This window comes from Herbaspirillum sp. SJZ107 (assembly GCF_006715485.1).
Classification (GTDB): Bacteria; Pseudomonadota; Gammaproteobacteria; order Burkholderiales; family Burkholderiaceae_D; genus Telluria.
Window position 1 is genome coordinate 790114 of the sequence record NZ_VFNH01000002.1, and the last position, 23432, is coordinate 813545.

Here is a 23432-nt window from a genome sequence, read left to right on the forward strand (position 1 = left end):
CACGGAGCTAATAAACATGAGCATTGTGGAAGTCAAAGTCCCCGACATCGGCGACTTCAAGGAAGTGGAAGTCATCGAACTGATGGTCAAGCCGGGCGACACCATCAAGGTCGACCAGTCGCTGGTCACGGTGGAATCGGACAAGGCGAGCATGGAGATCCCTTCCAGCCACGCCGGCGTCGTCAAGGAAATCAAGGTCAAGGTCGGCGACAAGGTCGCCGAAGGTTCGCTGGTGCTGCTGGTCGAAGAAGCCGCCGGCGCCGAAGCCGCGCCGGCCGCGGCGCCCGCCGCCGCGCCTGCCGCTGCTGCGCCCGCCGCCGCACCTGCTGCTCCCGCTGCTGCCGCCGCACCGGCTGCGTCGGGTGGCATCGTCGAAGTCACCGTACCGGACATCGGCGACTTCAAGGAAGTCGAAGTCATCGAATTGATGGTGAAGCCGGGCGACCAGATCAAGGTCGACCAGTCGCTGATCACGGTCGAATCGGACAAGGCCAGCATGGAGATCCCGTCCAGCCACGCCGGTACCGTCAAGGAAATCAAGGTCAAGGTCGGCGACAAGGTCGCCGAAGGTTCGCTGGTGCTGCTGGTCGAAGCGGCCGGTGGCGCCGCTGGCGAGGCGCAAGCGCCGAGCGCGCCTGCCGCAGCCTCGCCTGCTGCCGCACCGTCCGCAGCCGCACCGGCGCCGGCCGCCGCACCGGCTGCAGCGCCGGCCGCTGCACCGGCTGCAGCATCGGCCGCCGCGCCGGCCCCGAGCTTCGCCAGCGCCCACGCCTCGCCGTCGGTGCGTAAATTCGCCCGCGAACTGGGCGTGGACCTCGGCAAGGTCAAGGGTTCCGGTCCGAAGGGCCGCATCACCCAGCAGGACGTGCAGGGCTTCGTGAAAGGCGTGATGAGCGCACCTCCGGCCGCCGCACCGGCCCCGGCCGCCGCTGGCGCCGGCGTCGGCGGCATCAACCTGCTGCCGTGGCCGTCGCTCGACTTCAGCAAGTTCGGCCCGACCGAATCGCAGCCGCTGGCCCGCATCAAGAAGATCAGTGGCCAGAACCTGCATCGCAACTGGGTCATGATCCCGCACGTCACGCATTTCGAAGATGCCGACGTCACCGACCTGGAAGCCTTCCGCGTCGAGTCCAACGCCGCCTATGCGAAAGCCAAGTCGCCGACCAAGCTGACCATGCTGGCCTTCGTGATCAAGGCGTCGGTTGCCGCGCTGAAGAAGTTCCCGGCGTTTAATTCGTCGCTGGACGAGCCGAACGGCGCGCTGATCCTGAAGCAGTACTACAACATCGGCTTCGCGGCCGACACCCCGAACGGCCTGGTGGTCCCGGTCATCAAGGACGCCGACAAGAAGTCGATCTCGCAGATCGCCACCGAAATGGGCGAGCTGTCGGCACAGGCGCGCGAAGGCAAGCTGTCGCCGTCGAACATGCAGGGCGCGACCTTCACCATCTCGTCGCTGGGCGGCATCGGCGGTACCGCGTTCACCCCGATCATCAACGCACCGGAAGTGGCCATCCTGGGCCTGTCCAAGTCGTCGATGAAGCCGGTGTGGGACGGTTCGAGCTTCCAGCCGCGCCTGACCCTGCCGCTGTCGCTGTCCTACGACCACCGCGTGATCGACGGCGCCGGTGCTGCCCGCTTCGCGGCCTACCTGGCCGACGTGCTGGCCGACCTGCGCAAGACGCTGCTGTAAGGAGCCGACCACTATGAGTACCGTTGAAGTCAAAGTACCGAACATCGGCGATTTCAAGGACGTCGAAATCATCGAGCTGATGGTCAAGCCGGGCGACACCATCAAGGTCGACCAGTCGCTGGTCACCGTCGAATCCGACAAGGCGAGCATGGAGATCCCGTCCACGCACGCCGGCGTCGTGCAGGAACTGAAGGTCAAGGTCGGCGACAAGGTGAACGAAGGTTCGCTGCTGCTGACGATCAGTGAAGAAGCCGGCGCCGCAGCCTCCGCTCCCGCTGCCGCTCCGGCCCCTGCGGCTGGTGCAGCCTCGGACAAGCCGGCCGCCCAGATCGGCGCCCAGGCCGTGGCACCGACCGCCGCTGCCGGCCCGACCGACTCGTACGCGCCGGCCCATAAAGCCGATGCGGCCGCACCGAACTCGGTACCGGCACCGAACGCGTCGAGCTACAGCGGCCAGGTTGACGTCGAATGCGAAATGATGGTCCTGGGCGCGGGTCCGGGCGGCTACTCGGCCGCCTTCCGCTCGGCCGACCTGGGCATGAACACCGTGCTGGTCGAGAAGTACGCGACCCTGGGCGGCGTCTGCCTGAACGTGGGCTGCATCCCGTCCAAGGCGCTGCTGCACGTGGCGCACATCATGGACGAGACCGCGCACATGGCCGACCTGGGCGTCAGCTTCGCCAAGCCCGACGTCGACATCGACAAGCTGCGCGCCTATAAAGACGGCGTGATCAAGACCATGACCGGCGGCCTGGCCGGCATGGCCAAGGGCCGCAAGGTCAACGTGGTGCAGGGCGTGGGCAAGTTCCTCTCCCCGAACCACATCGAAGTCACGGCAGCGGATGGCGGCAAGAAGGTCGTCCGCTTCCAGAAGGCGATCATCGCGGCCGGTTCCTCGGTCGTCAAATTGCCTTTCGTGCCGGAAGACCCGCGCATCGTCGACTCGACCGGCGCGCTGGAACTGCGCCAGGTGCCGAAGCGCATGCTGGTCATCGGCGGCGGCATCATCGGCCTGGAAATGGCGACCGTGTACTCGACCCTGGGTGCGCGCATCGACGTGGTCGAGATGATGGACGGCCTGATGCAGGGCGCCGACCGCGAGGCCGTCAAGGTCTGGCAGAAGTACAACGCGCACCGCTTCGACAACATCATGTTGAAGACCAAGACCGTCGGCGTGGAAGCGCTGCCGGAAGGGATCAAGGTCACGTTCGAGTCGGCCGAGGAAGGCAAGCCTGCACCGGAAGCGCAGACCTACGACCTGGTGCTGGTGGCCGTCGGCCGCAGCCCGAACGGCAAGAAGATCGGTGCCGAGGCAGCCGGCGTGGCAGTGACCGACCGCGGCTTCATTGGAGTCGATGGCCAGATGCGCACCAACGTGCCGCACATCTTCGCCATCGGCGACCTGGTCGGCCAGCCGATGCTGGCCCACAAGGCAGTGCATGAAGCCCACGTCGCCGCCGAAGCCGCGCACGGCGAGAAGGCCTTCTTCGATGCCAAGGTGATCCCGTCGGTGGCTTACACCGATCCGGAAGTGGCATGGGCCGGCCTCACCGAGGACGAAGCCAAGGCAAAAGGCATCAAGGTCGAGAAGGGCCACTTCCCGTGGGCCGCCTCGGGCCGCGCCGTCGCCAACGGCCGCGCCGAAGGCTTCACCAAGCTGCTGTTCGACGCCGAAACCCACCGCATCGTCGGCGGCACCATCGTCGGCACCAATGCCGGCGACATGATCGGCGAAGTGGCGCTGGCCATCGAGATGGGCGCCGACGGCGTCGACATCGGCAAGACCATCCACCCGCACCCGACGCTGGGCGAGTCGATCGGCATGGCTGCCGAAGTCTACGAAGGCAGCTGCACGGACTTGCCGCCGCCGCGCAAGCGTTGATCGGTCATCAGTAGGTTGAAACGGAAGCCGGGACCATGTGTCCCGGTTTTTTTATACCGGCGCCGGCCGCGGGACCCATGAGCGGAACGTGTATTTGCTGACGACCCGCAGCTCTTCAAACAACATGTGGACCGTCGCATCGACAACCGCCGATTCCGGCAGCCACGCGCCATCGCGGCTGCGTCCGATTTTGAAGCGGGTCCGGGCCACGGCGGCGTATTGCGGATTGTCGTTACCGATGCATCGAGCGCCTGCCTGGCCTTTTGCCAAAGCGGATCGATCGTCGGCGCCGCTGCAGCATGGGAAGAAAGCACCGATAGGGTCAGCGCAAAAAAACAGGGGCGAAATGGTGGTCGCATGACTGGGTTGGGCAATGTGGACATCGCTGCAAATAAAAACCTGGGACACGGGAATAGCGGCATAAATCAGCGGCGCACATCATGCGGCGCTGATCGGTGCGCGGCCGCGAAGTTCGCGCAAGATACCGTGTCCATCCAGGCCGGTTATCGGCAACATATTGCACAACGCAACAAGGATTGCGGTTTCAGCTGCGAGATATAACCAGGTACCTTGCGCCGTCAGCGCCAGTGCAATCATCGCGAGGGCCATCTGCCCTACGATGCCGCCGAACAAGACAGCCAGCCGGTCGGCCCTCGTCATCGCGGAAAAGCCTGGGATGGTGGTGAAACAATAGGGCATGCAGGCCATTGTCCCGAGTCTCACCTCGCCGATACCACCACCGCGCCTGAGGCCAACTGCTGCATGGCATAACTCGTGGAACAGGATGGATACGAACACAAGCGCCAATACGGCAGCCTTGGCAATACCGTCGAGTTCAGCATAATCATGGAAAAACCCCGCGTGAGCCGGCAGATTGGCGGCCAGCCAGGCGCTTTCCAGGATCAGTGCTGCGCCCATCGTGACCGGTCCGCACAGCCAGGCGATCGGTGCAGCGAGTAGGCGCACGACCTGACGCGGCAATAAAACAATCGAGGCACGCTTTTTCATTTTCATCGACAGGCTGCGCGGCCGCCATTCTCATCACCCGAAAATGCACGCGAATCAAAAATATATGACGTCGTCATGATCCACGCCCGTCAGTTGCCGCACCAGGTGCTTGATCGTGGCCGAGGCTGCATCCCGGTTGTCGTCCAGGCCGAGTTGTTCCTCGATGTACCGGGTGGCGGCGGCGCCCAGTTTCCAGTAGCGCTGCCGCGTGGCGACGGCCACGTAGCGGTGCGCACCGATCAGAAACGTGGTCAGGTCATTGCATGGGTGGCCGCCCCGGTAGTACATGTGCATCTCGCAAAACCGTTCGAAATGCCCAGGATGGCGTTCGATCAAATCCGCCAGGATGTCGAAACTGGCCTGCTGCGACGAATGGCCGTGGAAGACGATATCGAAGGCGTCCCCGTTGGGCACGCACAGGACCAGGGTCGGCAACAGGTCCAGGCGATCTGCGATCTTGAAAATCGAGCGGCTGGCCTGGATTTCTCCTGCGCCGAGCTTGAAATATTCATACCGGCGGTCCTTGATCACCGTGCGATGCCAGGGCACGTCGATCAGGGAAACCACCAATTCTCCCGCATCGACCGCGCGCCGGATCTTGCGCAACTGGGAGAAATCGCTGCGGATGATTGTTGCGACGACACCGGCTTCGGCAAGGCTGTCGACGAGGTAATCCTCGAATTCCTTCGGCGGCGTGCCGACCACGATATGAAGGTTCTTTTTATAGTGCCGGGCCAGCGCGATCGAGACGAAGGTATAGGCCGAAAAATGCGCTGTCACGAACAGGCAGCCGGTTGGCTGCTCGGCCGGGAAATCGACCAGATTGACCGACGAGACCTTGTAGAACTGTCCGGCAACGCGTTGCGTGAAACAGGTATTGAAGACGTTTTTCCAGGTATCGGCGCAGGCGAGTGCCCGGTCCCGGTTCATGCCGTAGCGGCGTGCATTCAGATACACGGCCGACGGACGCAGTTTTTGCAAGGGAACTTCATCGAATATGCCTGCAGCAGATGCCATGACGATTCCAATCCTCTATGCGGATATCGGTGCAAAGCTTTCGAAATGGCGCACAGCGGCGCCCCGAGAAACCAGGACGCGGACGCCCTGGAAAAGCCGGCATTACAGGGTGGAGATGAACCTGCTGGTTGCCTCGATGCAGACCGTCGCAGAGGTGCAAATGCCGGCCAGCTCGCCTTCGGCAGCCATCACTTCGGTCACGGAGACTTCAACGATATCGTTTTCGACTTGCTGTATGTGGTCGTTCATGGTTTTCCTCACGTTTGTGTTCGATGCGGGTACATACCCGCATGCCCTCCGTCATGTGCTTGATGCGCAACGCTGAGGGAAGCACAGTCTATTGGCGCGGTCATTCTCGACTTTGACGAAAATTCATTGTTCGAGAAAAATAGGTCATGAAGAAATAAAGCAAGTATTGCCAAGCATCATCAAGTGCAGGGATGCGTGGATGCAAACAATGACGGATTGCAATAGAAAGCGGTAAAGCGGACGGCTTGCCTCCTATGCAGAGATCAGCTCCCGAATCCTTGCCGCCAGCGTATCCACCGGGAACGGCTTCGTCAGCACCGACATGCCCGGCTCCAGCTGCCCGTTGTTCAGCAGCGCATTCTCCGCGAATCCGGTAATGAACAGTACCTTCAGGCCAGGCCGGTTGACCCGCGCCGCGTCCGCCATCTGGCGTCCGTTCATCATGCCCGGCAGGCCGACGTCGGAGATCAGCAGGTCGATGCGCGCCTGCGATTGCAGGATCTTGAGGCCGTCGGCGCCGTCGGCGGCTTCGATGGCGGTGTAGCCGAGGTCGTGCAGGACATCGGTGACCAGCATGCGCACCGCCGGTTCGTCGTCCACCACCAGCACGGTCTCGCCGGCGCCGGCCTGGGCGGCCAGGGGCAGGGAGGACGGGGCGTCGTCGGGGTCGGCGGCGCCGCGGTGGCGCGGCAGGTAGATCGAGACCATGGTGCCCTGGCCGACTTCGGAATAGATGCGCACCTGGCCGCCGGACTGCTGGGCGAAGCCGTAGATCATCGACAGGCCCAGGCCGGTGCCCTGGCCCAGCGGTTTTGTGGTGAAGAAGGGATCGAAGGCCTTGGCGATCACGTCCGGCGTCATGCCGGTGCCGGTGTCGGACACGCTCAGCGAGATGTACTGGCCCTCGGGCATGTCGAGCGTTTTCGCACCGTGGCGGTCGACCCAGCGGTTGGCGGTCTCGATGGTGATGCGGCCGCCGTCCGGCATCGCGTCGCGCGCGTTGATGCACAGGTTGAGCAGCGCGTTTTCCAGCTGCGGCTGGTCCACCAGGGTCGGCCACAGGCCGCTGATGCAGACCGCTTCCACCTCGATGCCCGGTCCGACCGTGCGCCGGATCATGTCCAGCAGGCCGCCGACCAGCGCGTTGGCGTCGGTCGGCTTCGGCGCCAGCGTCTGGCGGCGCGAGAAGGCCAGCAGGCGGTGCGTCAGCGCCGCGGCGCGGCGGCTGGCGCCCATCGCCACCGTCATGTAGCGTTCGATGTCCTCGATGCGGCCCTGCGCCATGCGCATCTTCATCAGTTCCAGGCTGCCCGTGATCCCGGCCAGCAGGTTGTTGAAGTCGTGCGCCAGGCCGCCGGTGAGCTGGCCCACGGCTTCCATCTTCTGGGCCTGGCGCAGCTGCTCCTGCGCCACTTCGAGCTCGGCCATGCGCTCGCGCTCGACGGTGATGTCGCGTCCGGTGGCATAGGTCAGCTGGCCCTCCGGGACCGCGGCCCAGGAAATCCAGCGCTGCGAGCCGTCCTTGTGGCGGTAGCGGTTGACGATGCGCGGCTTGCCGCCCTCGGCTGCCTCGACGAAGGCGCCGACCGTCTGCGCATGGTCTTCCTCGACCACGAACTCGTTGACGTGGTGGCCGACCAGTTCGTCGGGCGCATAGCCGAGCAGGGCAGTCCAGGCCGGATTCACGCGCTGGAACACGCCGTCGAAGCCGATCACCAGCAGCAGGTCGGGCGAGGTGTCCCACATGCGGTCGCGCTCCGCCGTGCGCTCGGCCAGCGCCGCCTCGGCTTCCTTCTCGACCGTGACGTCGCGCGCCGAGCAGTACACCTTGGCGTCGTCCTGCACCGCCACCCACGACAGCCAGCGCCAGCCGCCGTCCTTGTGGCGGTAGCGGTTCTCGAAACGCAGCGCCGGCAGGTTGCGCACCAATATGTCGTGCCAGGTGGCCTGGGTCCGGGCCAGGTCGTCGGGGTGGATGAAATCGGTGAAGCGGGTGCTGGCGAGTTCCTCCTCGGTCCAGCCGAGCGTCGTTTCCCAGGCCGGATTCGAGGCTTCGAAGTAGCCGTCGGCATTCAGCACGCCCAGGATGTCCGGACTGACCTGCCAGGTGCGGCCGCGCGCCAGCGCCTGGGCGATCACCTTCTGTTCGAGTTCGGCGTTCAGCGCGCGCAGCTTGACGATGGCCTGGTCGCGCTCGGCCTCGACCGCACGGCGCTTTTCCACGTCGATCAGCACGCCAGGGAAATACAGTCCGGTGCCGTCCGGCCCCAGGTCGACCCGGCCGTTGGCCTCGATCCAGTAATAGCGGCCATCGGCGCGCCGCACCCGGTACTGGTGGGCGTAATGGCCGCCGTGCGTGCGCACCTGCTCGATCGCGGCTGCCAGCCCGGCCTGGTCGTCGGGGTGGACGTTGGCGACCACCTGCGCCAGGCTCAGGCCCTCGCGGCCGAGTGCCGGGTCCAGGCCGAAGACCCGCGCAAAGCCCTCGTCCACGGTGAAGCGGTCGCTCGGCAAGTCCCAGAACCAGGTGCCGATGATGGCGCCGGCCTGCAGCGCCAGCTGCACGCGCTCGCCATTCTCGCGCGCCGCCGCTTCGCTCTTGCGCAGCGCGGCTTCGCTGGCGGCCTGGCGTTCGCGCGCCTGTACCGCTTCGGTGGTCTCGATGCAGGTGCACAGCAGGCCGAGGATCGGGCCGTCATCCTCGCGCAGCGGCGCGTACGAATAGGTGAACCAGGTGTCTTCGGGATAACCCTTGCGCATCATGAGCAGGGGCAGGTCTTCCATCATGAAGCTTTCGCCCTCGACCATCGTGCGATGCACCAGCGGCGCCAGCACGTCCCAGATTTCCGGCCACACCTCGCGGAAGGGCAGGCCGATGGCGCCCGGGTGCTTGTCGTGCAGGATGCCGGCATAGGCGTCGTTGTACAGCGTGACGCGTTCCGGTCCCCAGACGATAAAGGCCGGAAAGGCCGAGGCCAGCACCACGTTCAGGGTGGCGCGCAGGGTGGTCGACCAGGTCTCGGTCGCACCGAGCGGCGACCCGGACCAGTCGCGCGCACGGATCGCCGCGCCGGTCCGGCCGCCGCCGAGCGGGAATGCATGGGTAGGGTTCATACAGCGGAAGCGGGGTGCGGTGTCATGCCGCCATTATCGCCCAAACATGTTGTTTTATTGTTCAAGATATCAGCCCTTGCCCGCCGCATCCAGCTCGGCCGTCTCCGGCTTCGCGGCTTCGCCCGCGGGCGCAGCCTTCTTGCGTCCGCCGAACAGGCGCGCCACCACGATATAGAACATCGGGATCATCAGCGGCGCCACCAGGGTCGCCGTCAGCATCCCGCCAATGACGCCGGTGCCGATCGCATGCTGGCTGGCGGCGCCGGCGCCGCGCGAGATCGCCAGCGGCAGCACGCCCAGGATGAAGGCGAGGGAGGTCATCAGGATCGGCCGGATCCGCATGTGGGCGGCCTCGACGGCGGCATCGAAGGCGCTGGCGCCTTCGGCCTGGCGCGCGTGCGCGAACTCGGCCACCAGGATCGCGTTCTTGGCCGACAGGCCGATCGTCACCAGCAGGCCGACCTGGAAATACACGTCGTTGGTCAGCCCGCGCGCCATGGTCGCCGCCAGCGCACCCAGCACGCCGATCGGCACCACCAGGATCACCGCCACCGGGATCGACCAGCTTTCGTACAGCGCGGCCAGGCTGAGGAACACCACCAGGATCGACAGCGCATACAGCAGCGGCGCCTGGTTGCCGGATTGCTGCTGCTGGTAGGAGGTGCCGGTCCAGGCGATGCCGATGCCTTTGGGCAGGGCTTTCGCCAGTTCTTCCATCGCTTCCATCGCCTCGCCCGAGCTGCGTCCGGCCGCGCCCTGGCCCTGGATGTTCATCGACTCGACGCCGTTGTAGCGCTGCAGCTGCGACGGGCCGCTGGTCCACTGGCCGCTGGCCACCGCCGTCAGCGGCACCATGCTGCCCGACTGGCTGCGCACGTACAGCTTGCCGAGGTCCTCGGGATTCATGCGGAAGGGCGCGTCGGCCTGCACGTACACGCGCTTGATGCGGTTGTCGGTATCGAGGAAGTTGTTGACGTAGCGCGAGCCCCAGGCGATCGAGAAGGCCTGGTCGATGTCGCTCGGTGCGACGCCGAAGGCGCCGGCCTTTTCGCGGTCGACGTCGACCTTGAAGCCGGGGCTGTCGGCCACGCCGTTGTAGCGCACCTGGGCCAGCGCCGGATGGCTGCGCGCCGCGGCCAGCAGCTGGTCGCGCGCCTGCGCCAGGGCGTCGTGCCCGAGGCCGCCGCGGTCCTGCAGCTGCAGGTCGAAGCCGGCGGCATTGCCCAGGCCGCGGATCGGCGGCGGGCTGGTGGGGAAGATGATCGCCACGTTGCTGGAGCTGAAGCGCTTCTTGATGCGGTCGGAGAGCGCTTCCACGCCCAGTTCCTCGTCCTTGCGGTCGTCCCAGTCCTTCAGGCGCACGAAGATCTGGCCCTGGCTCTGGCTGCGGCCGGCGTTGTTGTTGCCGTTGACGGTGAAGGTGGCGTCGACCATCGCCTTTTCGTCGCGCAGCAGGTACTGGCTGATCTCGTCCAGCACCTGTCCGGTACGGTTCTGGGTGGCCCCGGCCGGGGTCTGCACCTGCACGAACATGTAGCCCTGGTCTTCGTTCGGCAGGAAAGAGGTCGGCAGGCGCAGGAACATGAACGCGGTCGCCGCCAGCGAGGCGGCGAACACCAGCATCCACAGCACCCAGCGCCTGGCCACGCCCTTCACGCCACGCATGTAGTGGGCGCGGGTGCTTTCGAAGCTGCGGTTGAACCAGCCGAAGAAGCCGTGATCGTGTTCGGCCGAATCCTTGAGGAGGATGGCGCACAGGGCCGGCGACAGCGACAGCGCGACGAACACCGACAGCAGCATCGACACCACGATGGTCAGCGCGAACTGGCGGTAGATCGCGCCCACGGTCCCCGGCGAGAAGGCCACCGGCACGAACACCGCGCACAGCACCATCGCCACGCCGATCAGCGCGCCGCTGATCTGGCTCATCGCCTTGGACGTCGCTTCCCTGGCCGGCAGCTTTTCCTCGCGCATGATGCGCTCGACGTTCTCGACCACCACGATGGCATCGTCGACCAGCAGGCCGATCGCCAGCACCAGGCCGAACATCGACAGCGTGTTGATGGTGAAGCCGAGCGCCGCCATCAGCCCGAAGGTGCCGAGCAGGACCACCGGCACCGTGATCGACGGGATCAGGGTGGCGCGGATGTTCTGCATGAACAGGTACATCACCAGCACCACCAGCACGATGCCCTCGAGCAGGGTCTTTACCACTTCATGGATCGAGACCTGGATGAAGGGTGTGACGTCGTTCGGGTACACCACCTTCAGGCCGGCCGGGAACACCGGCTGCAGCTCGGCGATGCGGGCGCGCACCAGCTCCGCGGTCTCGAGCGCGTTGGCGCCGGGCGCCAGCTGGATGCCCAGGCCGGACGCCGGCTCGCCGTTGTAGCGGTTGTCGACGATGAAGTTTTCCGGGCCGCGCTCGATGCGCGCCACGTCGCGCAGGCGCACCAGCGCGCCGTTCTGCTGGGTCTTGAGCACCACGGCGCCGAAGTCCTCGACCGTGCGCAGCAGCGTGGCCTGGGTGATGGTGGCCGCCACCTGCGGGTTGCCCACGGCCGGCAGTCCGCCCAGCTGGCCGGCCGAGACCTGCACGTTCTGGGCGGTGAGGGCGGCGGTGACGTCGGTCGGATTCAGCTGGAACGAGTTCAGCTTCGAGAGGTCGAGCCAGATCCGCATCGCATACTGGGTGCCGTACACGTTCAGGTCGCCCACGCCGTTGACGCGGCTGATCGGATCCTGGACCTTGGAGACCAGGAAGTTGGCGATGTCGTACTTGCTCATGCTGTGGTTGGTCGACACGAAGCCGATCACCATCAGGAAGGAGGGACTCGACTTGGTCACGCGCACGCCTGACTGCTGCACCTGGGTCGGCAGCTGGGGGATCGCCAGCTGCAGCTTGTTCTGCACCTGCACCTGGGCGATGTCCGGGTCGGCGCCGGTCTCGAAGGTCAGGGTCGTGGTCGAGCGGCCGCTGTCGTCGCTGGTCGAGGCCATGTACATCAGCTTGTCGATCCCGCTCATCTGCTGCTCGATCACCTGGACCACGGTGTTCTGCATGGTCGACGCCGAGGCGCCCGCATAGTTGACGTTGATCTGCACCGAGGGCGGCGCGATCGGCGGGAACTGCTCGACCGGCAGCGAGAAGATGGAAAGCCCGCCCCCCAGCATGATCAAGAGGGAGAGGACAATGGCGAAGATCGGGCGCCTGATGAAAAACTGCGGCATGCTGTCCTTTTTGCGCGTCTGGATGTTCAGTTGAACAGTCAGCTTACCCCGAAGGGAAAACGGGCGGCGCGGCGTTTCGCCTGTATTGACGGGCGCCGTTTGATGCCCGTTCGGGATCGGCGTATGTTTTTTGCAACTATCCGCGTATAGAAAATTGATCACCTGAAATTTGCATTACTATCAACACATTTCATAGACTCGCATTCCGATGACTTGCTCGCTGCGCCTCGAACGAATCACGCACCGCTTCGGCAAGGTGCTGGCCCTGGATGGCCTGGACCTGGCCGTGCCGGAAGGCGAGATCTACGGCTTCCTCGGCCGTAACGGCGCCGGCAAGACCACCACGCTGCGCCTGCTGATGGGGTTGATCGCGCCGGATGCCGGCCGCATCGAACTGTTCGGCGAGGCCGTGCGCTCGGTGCCGGTGCGGCTCAAGCGGCGCATCGGCTTCGTGCCCCAGGAGCCGCATTTCTATCCATGGATGACGGCGCGCCAGCTCGGCCGTTTCGTCGGCGGCTTCTATCCGCACTGGGACGCCGCCGGCTTCGAACGCTTGCTGCGCCGCCTCGATATCCCGACCGACCGCAAGGCATCCGCCATGTCGGGCGGCACCCGCACCAAGCTGGCGCTGGCACTGGCTTTTGCCCCGCGTCCGGAACTGCTGCTGCTGGACGAGCCGACCACCGGGCTGGACCCGGTGGCGCGCCGCGAATTCAACGACCAGTTGATCGAACTGCAGCGCGAGCAGGGCACGACCGTGATGTTTTCCTCGCACCTGGTCGGTGAAGTGGAACAGGTGGCGCAGCGGGTCGGCATCATCCAGGCCGGCGCGACGCGCTTCGAAGGCACGATCGCCAGCCTGCGCGCACAGGTGCGGCGCTTCGCCGGCCTGGACCAGCCTTTCGTGGATCCCCGCTTCGAGCAGGTGCGCGGCGACGTGTACCGTGCCGACGCCGGCGCCTGGGACGCGGCCGGCCTGCCGGCGGGCGCACGGGTCGAGGCGCTGGGCCTGGAAGACATCTTCCTGGCCTTCGCCCGCACCGACGAAGTCCAGAACGCATGATCGCGCTGCTGCGCAAGGAGGCGCGCGAACACTGGCGTTTCATGCTGCTGCTGTATCTGATCGGCGGCCTGATGTTCCTGCTGATGTGGCTCCAGGCGAGGAGCGCAATCTCGCCGCTGGCGGCCTGGCGCAGCCTGCTGCTGGGGTTCGGCGTGCCGGCCGCCATCCTGCTGCCCAACCGCCTGGTGATGCGCGAATACGGCCTCGGTACCCAGCTGTTCCTGGAATCGCTGCCGATCGGGCGCGGCACGGTCCTGCTGACCAAGTGGCTGGCCGGCTGGATCGGGCTGATGCTGTTCCTGGTGCCGGCGTTCGGCCTGATGCTGTACGCTGCGCGCCACCAGGTCTACCTGAGTGGCGGCCTGGTAGGCCTGATGGCGCTGCGCAGTCTGGTGTTCCTGGCCTTCGTGTATGCCGGCGCCTTCGCCATCGCGCTGACCCTGCGCTTCCGCTTCGCGCTGTGGGGCCTGCTGTTCCTGGGCGTGGTCCTGCTGAGCGTCCACCTGCAGCAGCCGATGACGCAATGGCCGCCGTTCCTGGTGGCCGGCGAGGCGATGGCGCTGGAAGGCTTGCAGCCGCCCTGGCGCGAGATCGCGATCACCGCGGCCATGGCCGGCGGCCTGCTGGCGGCGGCGCTGCTGCTGGCGCTGTCGGCGCGCGGGGCGCTGGTGGTGGTGCTGGCGCGGCGCCTGTCGGCCGGCGCGCGCACGCTGCTGGCGTTCGCCTTCGGCGCCGTGTTCGCGCTGTCGACGCTGCTCGAGAAGCGCGTACCGCCGCAGCCGTTCCGGCTCGAGCAAGCCGTGTCCAGCCAGGCCGAACCCGTTGTGCAGGTCGGCTGGACGGACAAGGTCGGCGGCGTGGCCCCGGGCCGGCTGGCCGAGAGCATGTCGTCCGACCTGGCGGCGCTGCAGGCCTGGCTCGGCCTGGGGCGGCTGGCGCCGGTGTCGCTGGTGCCCGATGCCTGGCGCGAAGCGGACGACATCGGCTTCGGCAGGGCCGGCCGCGGGCAACTGGTGGTGCGCGCCGCACTCGGCGCGCCCGACCTGGCGCTGCCGCAGTTGCAGGAGATGGTGAGGATCGCCCAGATCCTCGACCAGTCGCCCGCCTACGACTGGCGCGAAGACCGCACCTGGCTGCTGCGCGGCTTCAGTGCCTGGTGGCAGGCCGAACGTACCGAGGGCTATGCCGCGCTGCTGCAGCGGCGCGCCGCCTTCGCCGCGCGCCTGCTGCATGCGCATGGCCTCGACCCCGAGACCGCGCTGCGCCGGTCCGAGACCACCGACCAGCTGCTCGGCGACTGCCTGGGCGCCGCCTACGCCTGGCGCGCCATGCAGGTTTTGCATGCGCGCCTCGGCGCCCAGGGCTTCCAGGCGCTGATGCGCGCCGCCCTGGCCCAGCACACCAGCGACGATGCGCGCAGCCTGCTGCGGGTAGCCGCCACGGCGGACCTGCTGGCGCAGGCCGGCATGCCCTTGGCGCAGCTTGCGCAGGCCATGCAGCTGGCGCCGCTGCCGGCGCCGCCCACCACGCTGCAGGTGCAGCCGGCCAGGCTGGCCGGCGCCATGTTCGAGCTGCGCTACCGCATCCTGGGCGCGCCGCCCGCCGGCCTGGTGCTGGGCTACAAGACGCTGCATCCCGGGGAATCGAGCGCCCGTCCGGATGCAACTTACCGGGCCGGCGCCGCCAGCGGCGTGCTCCCGGCCACGTTTACCGGCGGCAGCCGCGTGCTGGTCATGGCGGAGGCCTACGACGCCGGCCTGGCCTGCCGCTATCGCATCGGCGCCGTGCGCGAGGCCCTGCCATGAAGCGCGTCCTGCTCGCCAAGGAATGGACCGGCATGCGGCCTTTCATCTGGCTGCTGGTGGTCATGCTGCTGCTCGACCTGCTCGAGCTGGCCGTGAGCGACCTGCAGGGCCTGCACCGTACCCATGTGCTGCTCGGCACCTCGCCCTGGATCGAGGATGCGGCGCTGTCGCTGCTGCTGGCCTTTGCCATGGGCAGCGGCCTGCTGGCGCGCGAGGTCGAGGACGGCACGCTGGCCTTCCTCGACGGCCTGCCGCTGCGCCGCGCCGACGTGTTCCTGGCCAAGCTGGCCGTCGCCTGGAGCTGCCTGTTCGCGTACGCCTTCGCGACGCCGCTGCTGGGCGGACTGTTGCACCTGCTGCTGCGCCATTCGGTCGACGAACCGATCGCGGCGGCGGCGCTGGTCTGGCTGGCGCCACGCTATGCGCTGCTGGTGGCGGCCGGGCTGGCGCTGGGCGTGCTGTTCGGCTTCGTGCGCTACCTGGCGTGGGCGCTGCTGGCGCTGGCCGCCGCCGCCGTCACCCTGCTGCGCACCACCCAGCCGCGCATCGCCGACGCCCTCGATCCGACCCAGCTGGTCGCCGCCGGCTGGTCGACCCAGGGCCTGGGCGGCGACACCGTCTGGGCCATCGGCGCGCTGATCCTGGTTTGCCTGGCGCTCGCCTACCGGGTGTTTGCCGGCGCCGGCGGGGCCGGCATGCAGCGCCTGGCGCGGCTGGCGCAGCACCGCGGGGTCGTGTTCGTACTGTGCGCTACTACCCTGGTGGCCGGCGCGGTCGCGATCTTCCAGGCGCAGAACACGGAAGGCGATGGCTCGGGGACGGACGACGACGACGTGGCCGTGGCCACTAGCGTCCAGCCCGCGACGAAAGCGGGCCGCACCGCCGGGCGCGCGGCCGCGCCGGCTGCCCGCAAGTTGGTGACGGCCCACTACAGCTTCAACATTCCCGCCGGCCGCCGCGTCGACGAGGCCGACCTGAAGGCGGCCGACGCCGCCTTCGCCACCGCGGCCGAGGCGCTGTCGATCGAGGTCAGGGATCCGCCCCGCATCGACGTCGACCTGTCCGGCAGCATCCGCCACACCGCCGGCCTGGCCGCGCACAACCGCATCCGCATCACCCTGGAGCCCGACTGGCACGAGACGCTGGTGCACGAGACGGTGCACGTGATGGCCGGCTGGATCGCCGGCGGCGAGCATGCGCGCGACCTCGACCGGATGTCGCTGTTCAACGAGGGCCTGGCGCACTGGGCCGAGCCCTCCTATTTACGCGACAAGGCGCTGCGCGCACGCGAACAGCTGGCGCTGGCGACCCTGTTCCGGCGCAAGCTGCTGAACCAGGAGTCGCTGCTCGACAACCGCACGCTGGAACGCCAGCTCGACTGGCGGCTGCAGTATCCGCTCGGCGCCGCGCTGATCGAGCTTGTCGTCAGGCGCTACGGCGACCAGGCCCCGCGGCGCATACTGGAGGCGCTCGGCAAGCCCGCCTTCCCGCCCGGGCTCCAGGGCCATGAGCTGTACCGCAGCGCCTTCCAGCAGGCCGGCTTCGACCTCAACCTGGTCCTGAACGACTACGCGCTGCAGCTGCGGCGCTGGAGCGATGGCGCCGGCGCGGCGATCGACGCCATGGCGCGTCCGCGCGGGCTGCTGGTGCGCGCGCCCGGCCAGGCCGGCATCGCGGTGCAGCTGGACCGGCCGCTGGCCGCCGGCGAGCAGCTGGTGGTGCAGTTCCGGCCGCGCCCCGACAGCCGGCTCGACGACGTGACGGCGGTGGACCACCTGGCGCGCGACACCCGTTTCGGCGGCCGCCCGGTGGCCTGGCTGCCGCTGTCGCAGGTGGCCGGCAACCAGGTGTGCTACCAGCTGGGCGTGCGCAACCGCTTCTACGACATGGTCGAGCCCTGGCAGTGCCTGCCGCTGGACCGGGCCGCCGGACCGTGACGGCTGACGGTCCGATTGGCGCCGTCCTCTGCGGGCCGGCGGGATTGCTGCTCTAATAGCGCTTTCTATCGTTCGCTGTCGGATAAAAGGAGCAACAACAATGACCATCGCCTTCCTCGGCCTCGGCGCCATGGGCCAGCACATGGCTGCCAACCTGCTGCGTGCGGGCCAGATCGTCCACGTCTGGAACCGCAGCCCCGCGCCGGTGCAAGCCCTGGCGCAACAGGGCGCCAAGGCCGCCGCCACGCCCGCCGAGTGCGGCATCGCCGACGTCGTGTTCACCATGCTGGCTGACGACGCCGCCACCCGCGCCGTGATGATCGACGGCGGCGTGCTGGACGCGATGGCGCCCGGCAGCATCCACGTCAACATGGCCACCGTCTCGGTCGCCTTTGCGCGCGAGATGGCCGAACTGCACCTGGCGCGCGGCGTCGGCTACGTGGCGGCGCCGGTGCTGGGCCGGGTCGACGTCGCCGCGGCCGGCAAGCTGAACATCCTGGCCGGCGGCAGCGACGAGCTGATCGCCCGCGTGCAGCCGCTGCTCGACCTGCTGGGCCAGAAGACCTGGCGCTTCGGCGACGCGCCGGAACAGGCCAACGCCATCAAGCTGGCCTGCAACCTGACCCTGGCCTGCGCCATCGAAGCCACGGGAGAGGGCGCCGCGCTGGCGCGTGCGCACGGCGTGCCGGCGGCGAACTTCGTCGACCTGGTCACCAGCACCCTGTTCGCCGGCTCGCCGGTCTACAAGGGCTATGGCGGCATGATCGCCGAAGCGCGCTACAGCCCGGCGGGCTTCAAGCTGTCGCTCGGCCAGAAGGACGTGCGCCTGGCGGTGGAAGCCGGCCGGGCACAGGGCTTGCCGCTGGCCTTCGGCGATGCCCTGCAGGGTGTGCTGAAGGAAGCCGTGGACGCCGGCGACGCCGACCTCGACCTGGCGGCGCTGGGCAAGAACGCCGCGCGCCGCGGCGGCCTGGCTTGACGGGGACCTCGTGGACAAGCTCACCGACAAGCTGGCTGCGGAACTGACGCGGCTGTACCTGGCGCCCGAAGCGCTGACGCGCGAGGCGCTGGCCCAGCACCTGCAGGGCAAGACCACGCTGGCCATCAAGCTGACCACGGCCGACAACCTGACGCGCGCGCTGGCGATCCCGTTCCGCAAGCTGGCCTTCGCCACCGAAGGCCAGCACTGGACCCGGCTGTGCGAAGTCGCGAATGCGCTGCAGGGCGAACTCGGCCTGCCGGCGCCGGCAGTCAGCATCGACGGTGCCAGCGCCTATTATTTGTGGCTGTCGCTGGAAACGCCGGTGCCGACCACGCGCGCCCAGGACTTCCTGGCCGCGCTCAAGCAAGCCTACTTTCCCGAGACCGACCTGGCGCCGGATGCCGCCACCGCGCCGGTCTACCTGCCGCCCTGCCTGAACCCGCGCAGCGGCAAGTGGGCGGCCTTCATCCACCCCGGCATGGGGGCCTCGTTCGCCGACGAATCCGGGCTGGAGATGGCGCCGCCGGCGGCAGGGCAGGTGGCCTTCCTGGAAGGGCTGGACAGCATCGGGGCGGTGCAGTTCGAGGCGGCGCTGGGCAAGCTGCAGCAGGGAAGGGGAGCGGCGCCTGCCGCAGCGCTGGTGCCTGCGGTGGCGCCGGTTGCCGCGCCAGCGGTGGATAGCGTGGCGGCAGCGCAGCCGGTGGCGGCGCCGGAGGGATTGCTGTTGAAGGATGCGACGCTGGAGGATATCGTCAGGTTTCTGCACTCGAAGAATATCGAGCCGACGTTTCGGCATTTGATGCCGAAGTAAAGGCTGCGGAGCAGCGTTGGCGGCGGCTTTTTGCGTTAGCCAATGCACGTCGCCCCTGCGGCGGCAGGGGTCCAAGTGCTGCGCGCAAACGTAACGCGTGCAACTTGGGCCCCTGCCTGCGCAGGGACGACGGTTCATATTACCGGGCCGACGTTCAAGGCTGCGGATTCCACCCCGCCCCACCACCGTAACCCGCAAACACCTTGGCCCGCGTCGCAAAGCGCGCCGCCACCTCGGCATCGGTCAAGGCATACCCACCCACCCGCAAGCGCAAGTCGATCGGCACCCCGGCCAGCGTGGTGCTGCCGTACTCGCGCCAGCCGGCGTCCGCGCTCGGCACGGCCGGATTCGGCGCCGGCTGGCCGTTCACGCCCAGGCCGGCCCAGCCCGCGGTGGCCACATGGCTGTCCATCTTGCAGTTGACGAAGGCGATGTTGTCCCAGCTCGCGGTCCCGCCCGGGCTGCGCGCCAGGTAGGTCGTACCGGCCGGCACGTCGCCGTGGTTGGGACCGGGGCCGGGACCGTGGGTCAACGCACTGTTGAGGAACACGTAGCCGATGTCGGCGGCGGCCGGCACCCGTGCCTGCAGCACGTAGCCGCCCGAGGTCGCGCTGGCGCTGTCGCCGACGCTGCGGATCTCGCTGTTCTCGAACAGCGCCGCGTGGCTGCTGCCCCAGATGAAGTCGACGTTGCCCGCCACCAGCGTGTTGTAGAACCATGCCCAGCCCTTCAGGTTGAGCGTGTCCTGCTCGCTGTAGAAGCTGGCGTTTTTGGCCACCAGGCGCGTATCGCTGTTGAAGTACACGGTTTCCGCCTGGCCCGAGATCGATGCCGAACGGATGGTCGTGTTCGTCATGCTCAGGTTGTCGAGCACCAGCATGTCCGCCGCTTCGACCAGCATCACCGCGCGCCCGCCGGCCGGCGAGCCGGCGATGGTGGGCGACTGGCTCGATCCGGTGCCCGGGTTCAGCGTCTCGTTGTTGGTGTAGCGGATCGTCACGCCGTCGCGGCTTTCGCCCCGGATCGTGACGTTGTCCTTGCCGTTCAGGTACAGCAGCTCGTCATAGGTGCCGTTCCTGACGTTGATGGTGACCGGCGTCGCCTTCGGTACCGCCTGCATCGCATGGTTCAGCGCGCCCTGCACGGTGCGGAAATCGGCAGCGCCGTCGTCGTCGACCGTGAGCGTGGTGGCGGTCGGCGGCGCCGCTTTCGTCGTGAACGACCAGCCACCCAGCTTGCCGATGCCCACGAAGGGCAGGCCACCGAGCGTGGTGCCGGTGAACACGCCGTCCGCGATGGCGACGTAGTACGCGGTGCCGTAGGCCAGCTTGTTCGCGTGCGGGACGATAATCGCCGTGTTGCCGTCGATACGGATCGGCGCCGTGTTCACGCGCCGCACCAGCGCCTGGCCCGGATAGCCGAGGGCATCGGACTCGCCGCTCGGGCGGATCACGTCGACCAGCGCATCGTCGCTCTTGCGGAAGATGCGGATGCTGCCGATCGTGCCCAGGGCCGGCGGACGGTCGAAGGTCAGTTTCAAGGCACCGTCGACGTTGATCGCGCCGGCTTGCGCGGCCGGCTGGCTGGCGCCCTGCAGCGGATAGGTCTGGACCGGCTGCACGAATTGCGCGCCGACCGTGGCGGCGATGGTGCGCATCAGCGACGGCTCGGAGCCGCTGGTGAACACGATGCTCGCGCTGCCGGCCGACAGCGGCGTCAGGGTCACGGTATTGCCGCTGGCGACCGCGCTGACCACGTTCGGGTTGCTCGAGGCGACCGTGAAGGTATCCGGCATGTTGTCCGCGGTGACGGCCGTGACCGCGACGTTCAAGGGCGCATCGCCCGCTTCGGCGCTGTAGGTGAGGGCGGATGGGTCGAGGGTCAGCTGCACCGGCTTCTGGCGCGGGTCGCCCACGCGCACGTCGTCGATCTGGAACGATTTGTTGGCCGTGTACAGGCCGATCAGGCCGCGCTGGGTGAAGGCGGTATCGGCGATCGACCCCAGCTTCCTGCCGTCCAGGTAGACGGTGAGGGTGCTGCCGATCAGTTCGAAACGCACGGTATAGAACTGGGTATCCATCGCGATCGGCTGGCGCGACTGGAACGGACGGCTGAGCGAACCGGCCAGCATTTTCGCGATTTCGACTTGCGTGCTGGTGGTGCTGCTCTGGACGTTCAGGCCGCCGCCGTACCAGTTGTTGGCGTCGACGTAGCGCGTGACCAGGTACAGCTGCTTGTTGCCGGTGGTGCTGTTGGCCATCGGCTTGATGCGCGCCTCGACGTAATAGTCGCCCGACGGCACGCCGCCGAATGCTTCCGGCTTGACCAGCGCCAGCACGCCGCCGGTGGTGGCCGCCGTGTACTGCAGCACCTTGCTGGCGCTGCCGGCCGCTTCGTCGACCACCCGGAAGGATCCGTTCGGACCCGGCACCGGCAACAGGTTCCACTTGGCGGTGCCGCCATCCTGGAAGTCGTCGCAGAAGTACAGGCCGCTGGCTGGGCAATTGAGGGCCGGGCCGGTCTCCACGACCACCGGGCCGGTGCCGGTGACGGCGGTGGTCAGCTTGCCGCTGCCGGCCTGGGCCAGCGCATTGGCCTTCACCAGCGCCGCCGGACGCGGCGTAAAGGCGTACGGCGGTGTCCAGCCCGGCGTGGCCGGCAGCGCGCAGCTGCCGAGCGTCGCGCCGTTCAGCAGCGAGCCGCTGTCCTTGAAGGCGCCGGCGCTGGGGTCGCCCGGGTTCCTGATGATGGCGTCGCAGTTGGCGGCACCCAGGATCTCGAACACGTTGGCGTTCGACAGCACCTTGGCATTGGTGCCGGGGCCGATGCTGTAGCTGTTGCGGTACACCGCCGCCGTCTTGCTGCCGACATAGTAATTATTGAACAGGTGGACCTGGCCGAAGCGCACGCGCGGCGCGCGCGACTGCACGTCGCGGAACACGTTGTTGCTGAAGGTGACGCGCAGCTTGCCTTCGTCGGCGGTGGCCGAGCTGCTGGAGCCGACCAGGTTGTTCTTGTCGTGTTCGCCGAACACGTTGTACGACACGGTCACGTAATCCGAAGCGTTGGTGATGTCGACCGCGCCGTCGTGGCACTGCTTCACGTGACCGTTCTCGACAGGGAGGTAGTTGTCGGTCACCGGCGCATCGGTAAAGGCATTGTGGTCGATCCAGATGTGGTCCGACCCGCTGATGCCGATCGCATCGTAGGCGGCATTCCAGTTGCCGGTGGTGCCGTCGTTCGGATCGAAGACCGGCTCGACGTCGCACGGGTTCACGATCTTCAGGTTGCGGACGATGATCTGCGAGACGTTGGAGACGATGATGTGGCCGTTCACGATGCCGGCGTTGGCGCCGTCGCCGATCAGCGTGGTGTTGCTCTTGAGGCGGATGGCGCCGCGGGCCGACTGGTCGGCGGTGCCGGTGTAGGGCTTGCCCTCGGTCATGTCGATGGTACCGACCAGCTTGATGATCTTGGGCGCCACGCCGCCGTTGACGATCGCGGCCAGCAGCTGGGCGCGGTTGTTGACGGTATAGATCTGGTTCGTCGCGGCATTGGCGCCGCCGCCCGTGCCGCCAGCCTGGCTGGCCCAGCCGTCGAGCGGCGCGGTGGCGCGTGCCGCGTCCACGGCCGCGCCATGGACGGTGGGGCCGAAGGTGCCGGCACAAAGGGCGGCCGCGAGCAGGGCCGACGCGCGCAGCGCGGCCCTGGCATTCCGATATGTCATGTGGATTCTCCCGATACGGAACTGGTGGGCGTTCAGGCTTGCGCGGCGCGCTTGCGGCGGCGGCTCAGCGCCAGCCCGGCAACGCCGGCCAGCAGAACGGCGGCACTGGCCGGCTCCGGTACCTCGGCCGCTGCGTCCGCGGTGCCGATCTGCGCGCTGACCGGGATGAAGTCCGCGTTCCATTCCAGTCCGCTCAGGTCGAGCCCGATGCTGTGGCTGCTCAAGACCGACAGGCGGGGCAGGCCGCCGACGGCGCTGGCGTCGACCAGGGTGAAGCTGGTGATCGGCGCCGCCAGGGAAGTGCCGAAATCGAAGGTGAGGATATAGCTGCCGGCGGGCGGCGGCACCATGTTGGCGTAGATCGACAGCAGGCCGCTGCGGGTGAAATCGACGCCGAACAGGGCGTCGCCGGTCAGGAATTCGACGTAGCTGTCGTTCGGATCGAGGCCGCTGACATTGCTGCCGGGGCCGGGCAGGTAGCCGCTGTCGTTGCCGAGCAGGTCGGCGCTGCCGTTGTAGGTGGCCGTGATGCTGGCATGCTCGAGGGAAAGCGGTGCCGCGTGTGCCTGGCCGGCGGCGAGGGCTGCCAGTACCAGGGTCTCCATGATGATTTTTTTCATTATTGTTCCAGTTGTGGTTGCTGCGGATCGGATGCGGCGCCGGCCTCCCGCGCGCATGCGGCGGCCCTGGCGCCAGCCATGGGAAGGCTGCGCGGAACAGGCGTCTGCGTGCGGGCGGTAGGGATGGCAGCCGGATGGACAGCTGTAAAGCGAAGGTGCGTACTGCCTGCCGGGAGCGGCTTGTGGCCGCGCTCGGCAGGTTCTTGAATCTTAGCACGGAGCCATTAAATTGGTCTGGCCAATTTAAGTCACTGCAGCAATTTGTGGCGTAATTGGCGTTAACTGGTCAGACC

15 protein-coding genes are annotated in these 23432 nt (G+C 67.4%); 7 read left to right on the forward strand and 8 right to left on the reverse strand.

From position 1 onward, the window contains the following. Nucleotides 1-16: 16 nt before the first annotated feature. Both aceF and lpdA read left to right on the forward strand, forming a co-directional pair. On the forward strand, nucleotides 17-1693 hold the full coding sequence (gene aceF, locus FBX97_RS13150) for a dihydrolipoyllysine-residue acetyltransferase (protein WP_141832278.1): 1677 nt from the start codon (nucleotides 17-19) through the stop codon (nucleotides 1691-1693). A 13-nt stretch (nucleotides 1694-1706) separates the two neighbouring features. Continuing rightward, nucleotides 1707-3575 (forward strand): dihydrolipoyl dehydrogenase, encoded by a 1869-nt coding sequence (gene lpdA, locus FBX97_RS13160; RefSeq protein ID WP_185748579.1) that lies wholly within the window; start codon nucleotides 1707-1709, stop codon nucleotides 3573-3575. A gap of 51 nt (nucleotides 3576-3626) precedes the next feature. On the opposite strand, the gene FBX97_RS13165 is transcribed toward lpdA, so the two are convergent. From FBX97_RS13165 to FBX97_RS13185, 6 genes are all read right to left on the reverse strand, one after another. Continuing rightward, nucleotides 3627-3983, reverse strand: coding sequence for a hypothetical protein (locus tag FBX97_RS13165; protein WP_141832280.1), 357 nt, complete (start codon nucleotides 3981-3983; stop codon nucleotides 3627-3629). Nucleotides 3984-4013: 30 nt separating this feature from the next. Continuing rightward, nucleotides 4014-4589, reverse strand: a complete 576-nt coding sequence (locus tag FBX97_RS13170; protein ID WP_141832282.1) for a hypothetical protein — start codon at nucleotides 4587-4589, stop codon at nucleotides 4014-4016. Between the two features lie 48 nt (nucleotides 4590-4637). Further along, nucleotides 4638-5600, reverse strand: coding sequence for a hypothetical protein (locus FBX97_RS13175; RefSeq protein ID WP_141832283.1), 963 nt, complete (start codon nucleotides 5598-5600; stop codon nucleotides 4638-4640). Nucleotides 5601-5702: 102 nt separating this feature from the next. Next, entirely contained in the window at nucleotides 5703-5849 is a 147-nt protein-coding gene (locus tag FBX97_RS29600; RefSeq protein WP_185748580.1) for a hypothetical protein, read from the reverse strand. Nucleotides 5850-6101: 252 nt separating this feature from the next. After that, nucleotides 6102-8963: a hybrid sensor histidine kinase/response regulator gene (locus tag FBX97_RS13180; RefSeq protein WP_141832284.1), complete on the reverse strand. Its 2862-nt coding sequence runs from the start codon at nucleotides 8961-8963 to the stop codon at nucleotides 6102-6104. Between the two features lie 69 nt (nucleotides 8964-9032). Further along, nucleotides 9033-12194 carry an efflux RND transporter permease subunit gene (locus FBX97_RS13185; RefSeq protein WP_141832286.1) on the reverse strand — a complete coding sequence of 1054 codons (3162 nt, stop codon included), beginning with the start codon at nucleotides 12192-12194 and terminating at the stop codon, nucleotides 9033-9035. A gap of 208 nt (nucleotides 12195-12402) precedes the next feature. Between FBX97_RS13185 and FBX97_RS13190 the strand changes: the two genes are divergently transcribed. From FBX97_RS13190 to FBX97_RS13210, 5 genes are all read left to right on the forward strand, one after another. After that, the gene (locus FBX97_RS13190) at nucleotides 12403-13257 is read left to right on the forward strand and encodes an ABC transporter ATP-binding protein (protein WP_141832288.1); all 855 of its coding nucleotides are present in this window, start codon (nucleotides 12403-12405) and stop codon (nucleotides 13255-13257) included. Beyond that, complete coding sequence (locus FBX97_RS13195; RefSeq protein ID WP_141832290.1) at nucleotides 13254-15062, forward strand: ABC transporter permease; 1809 nt, start codon at nucleotides 13254-13256, stop codon at nucleotides 15060-15062. The genes FBX97_RS13190 and FBX97_RS13195 overlap by 4 nt, the downstream gene beginning before the upstream one ends. After that, on the forward strand, nucleotides 15059-16999 hold the full coding sequence (locus FBX97_RS13200; RefSeq protein WP_141832292.1) for a hypothetical protein: 1941 nt from the start codon (nucleotides 15059-15061) through the stop codon (nucleotides 16997-16999). Before FBX97_RS13195 ends, FBX97_RS13200 begins: the two co-directional genes overlap by 4 nt. A gap of 82 nt (nucleotides 17000-17081) precedes the next feature. Beyond that, nucleotides 17082-17978: an NAD(P)-dependent oxidoreductase gene (locus tag FBX97_RS13205; protein ID WP_255517525.1), complete on the forward strand. Its 897-nt coding sequence runs from the start codon at nucleotides 17082-17084 to the stop codon at nucleotides 17976-17978. A gap of 10 nt (nucleotides 17979-17988) precedes the next feature. Then, nucleotides 17989-18792 (forward strand): hypothetical protein, encoded by an 804-nt coding sequence (locus tag FBX97_RS13210; RefSeq protein WP_255517452.1) that lies wholly within the window; start codon nucleotides 17989-17991, stop codon nucleotides 18790-18792. Between the two features lie 154 nt (nucleotides 18793-18946). Here FBX97_RS13210 and FBX97_RS13215 read toward each other — a convergent pair whose 3' ends face one another. Then, a complete protein-coding gene (locus tag FBX97_RS13215; protein ID WP_141832296.1) occupies nucleotides 18947-22519 on the reverse strand; it encodes a pectinesterase family protein in 3573 nt (1190 codons plus the stop codon). Between the two features lie 32 nt (nucleotides 22520-22551). Next, complete coding sequence (locus FBX97_RS13220; RefSeq protein ID WP_185748581.1) at nucleotides 22552-23139, reverse strand: PEP-CTERM sorting domain-containing protein; 588 nt, start codon at nucleotides 23137-23139, stop codon at nucleotides 22552-22554. Between the last annotated feature and the right edge of the window lie 293 nt (nucleotides 23140-23432).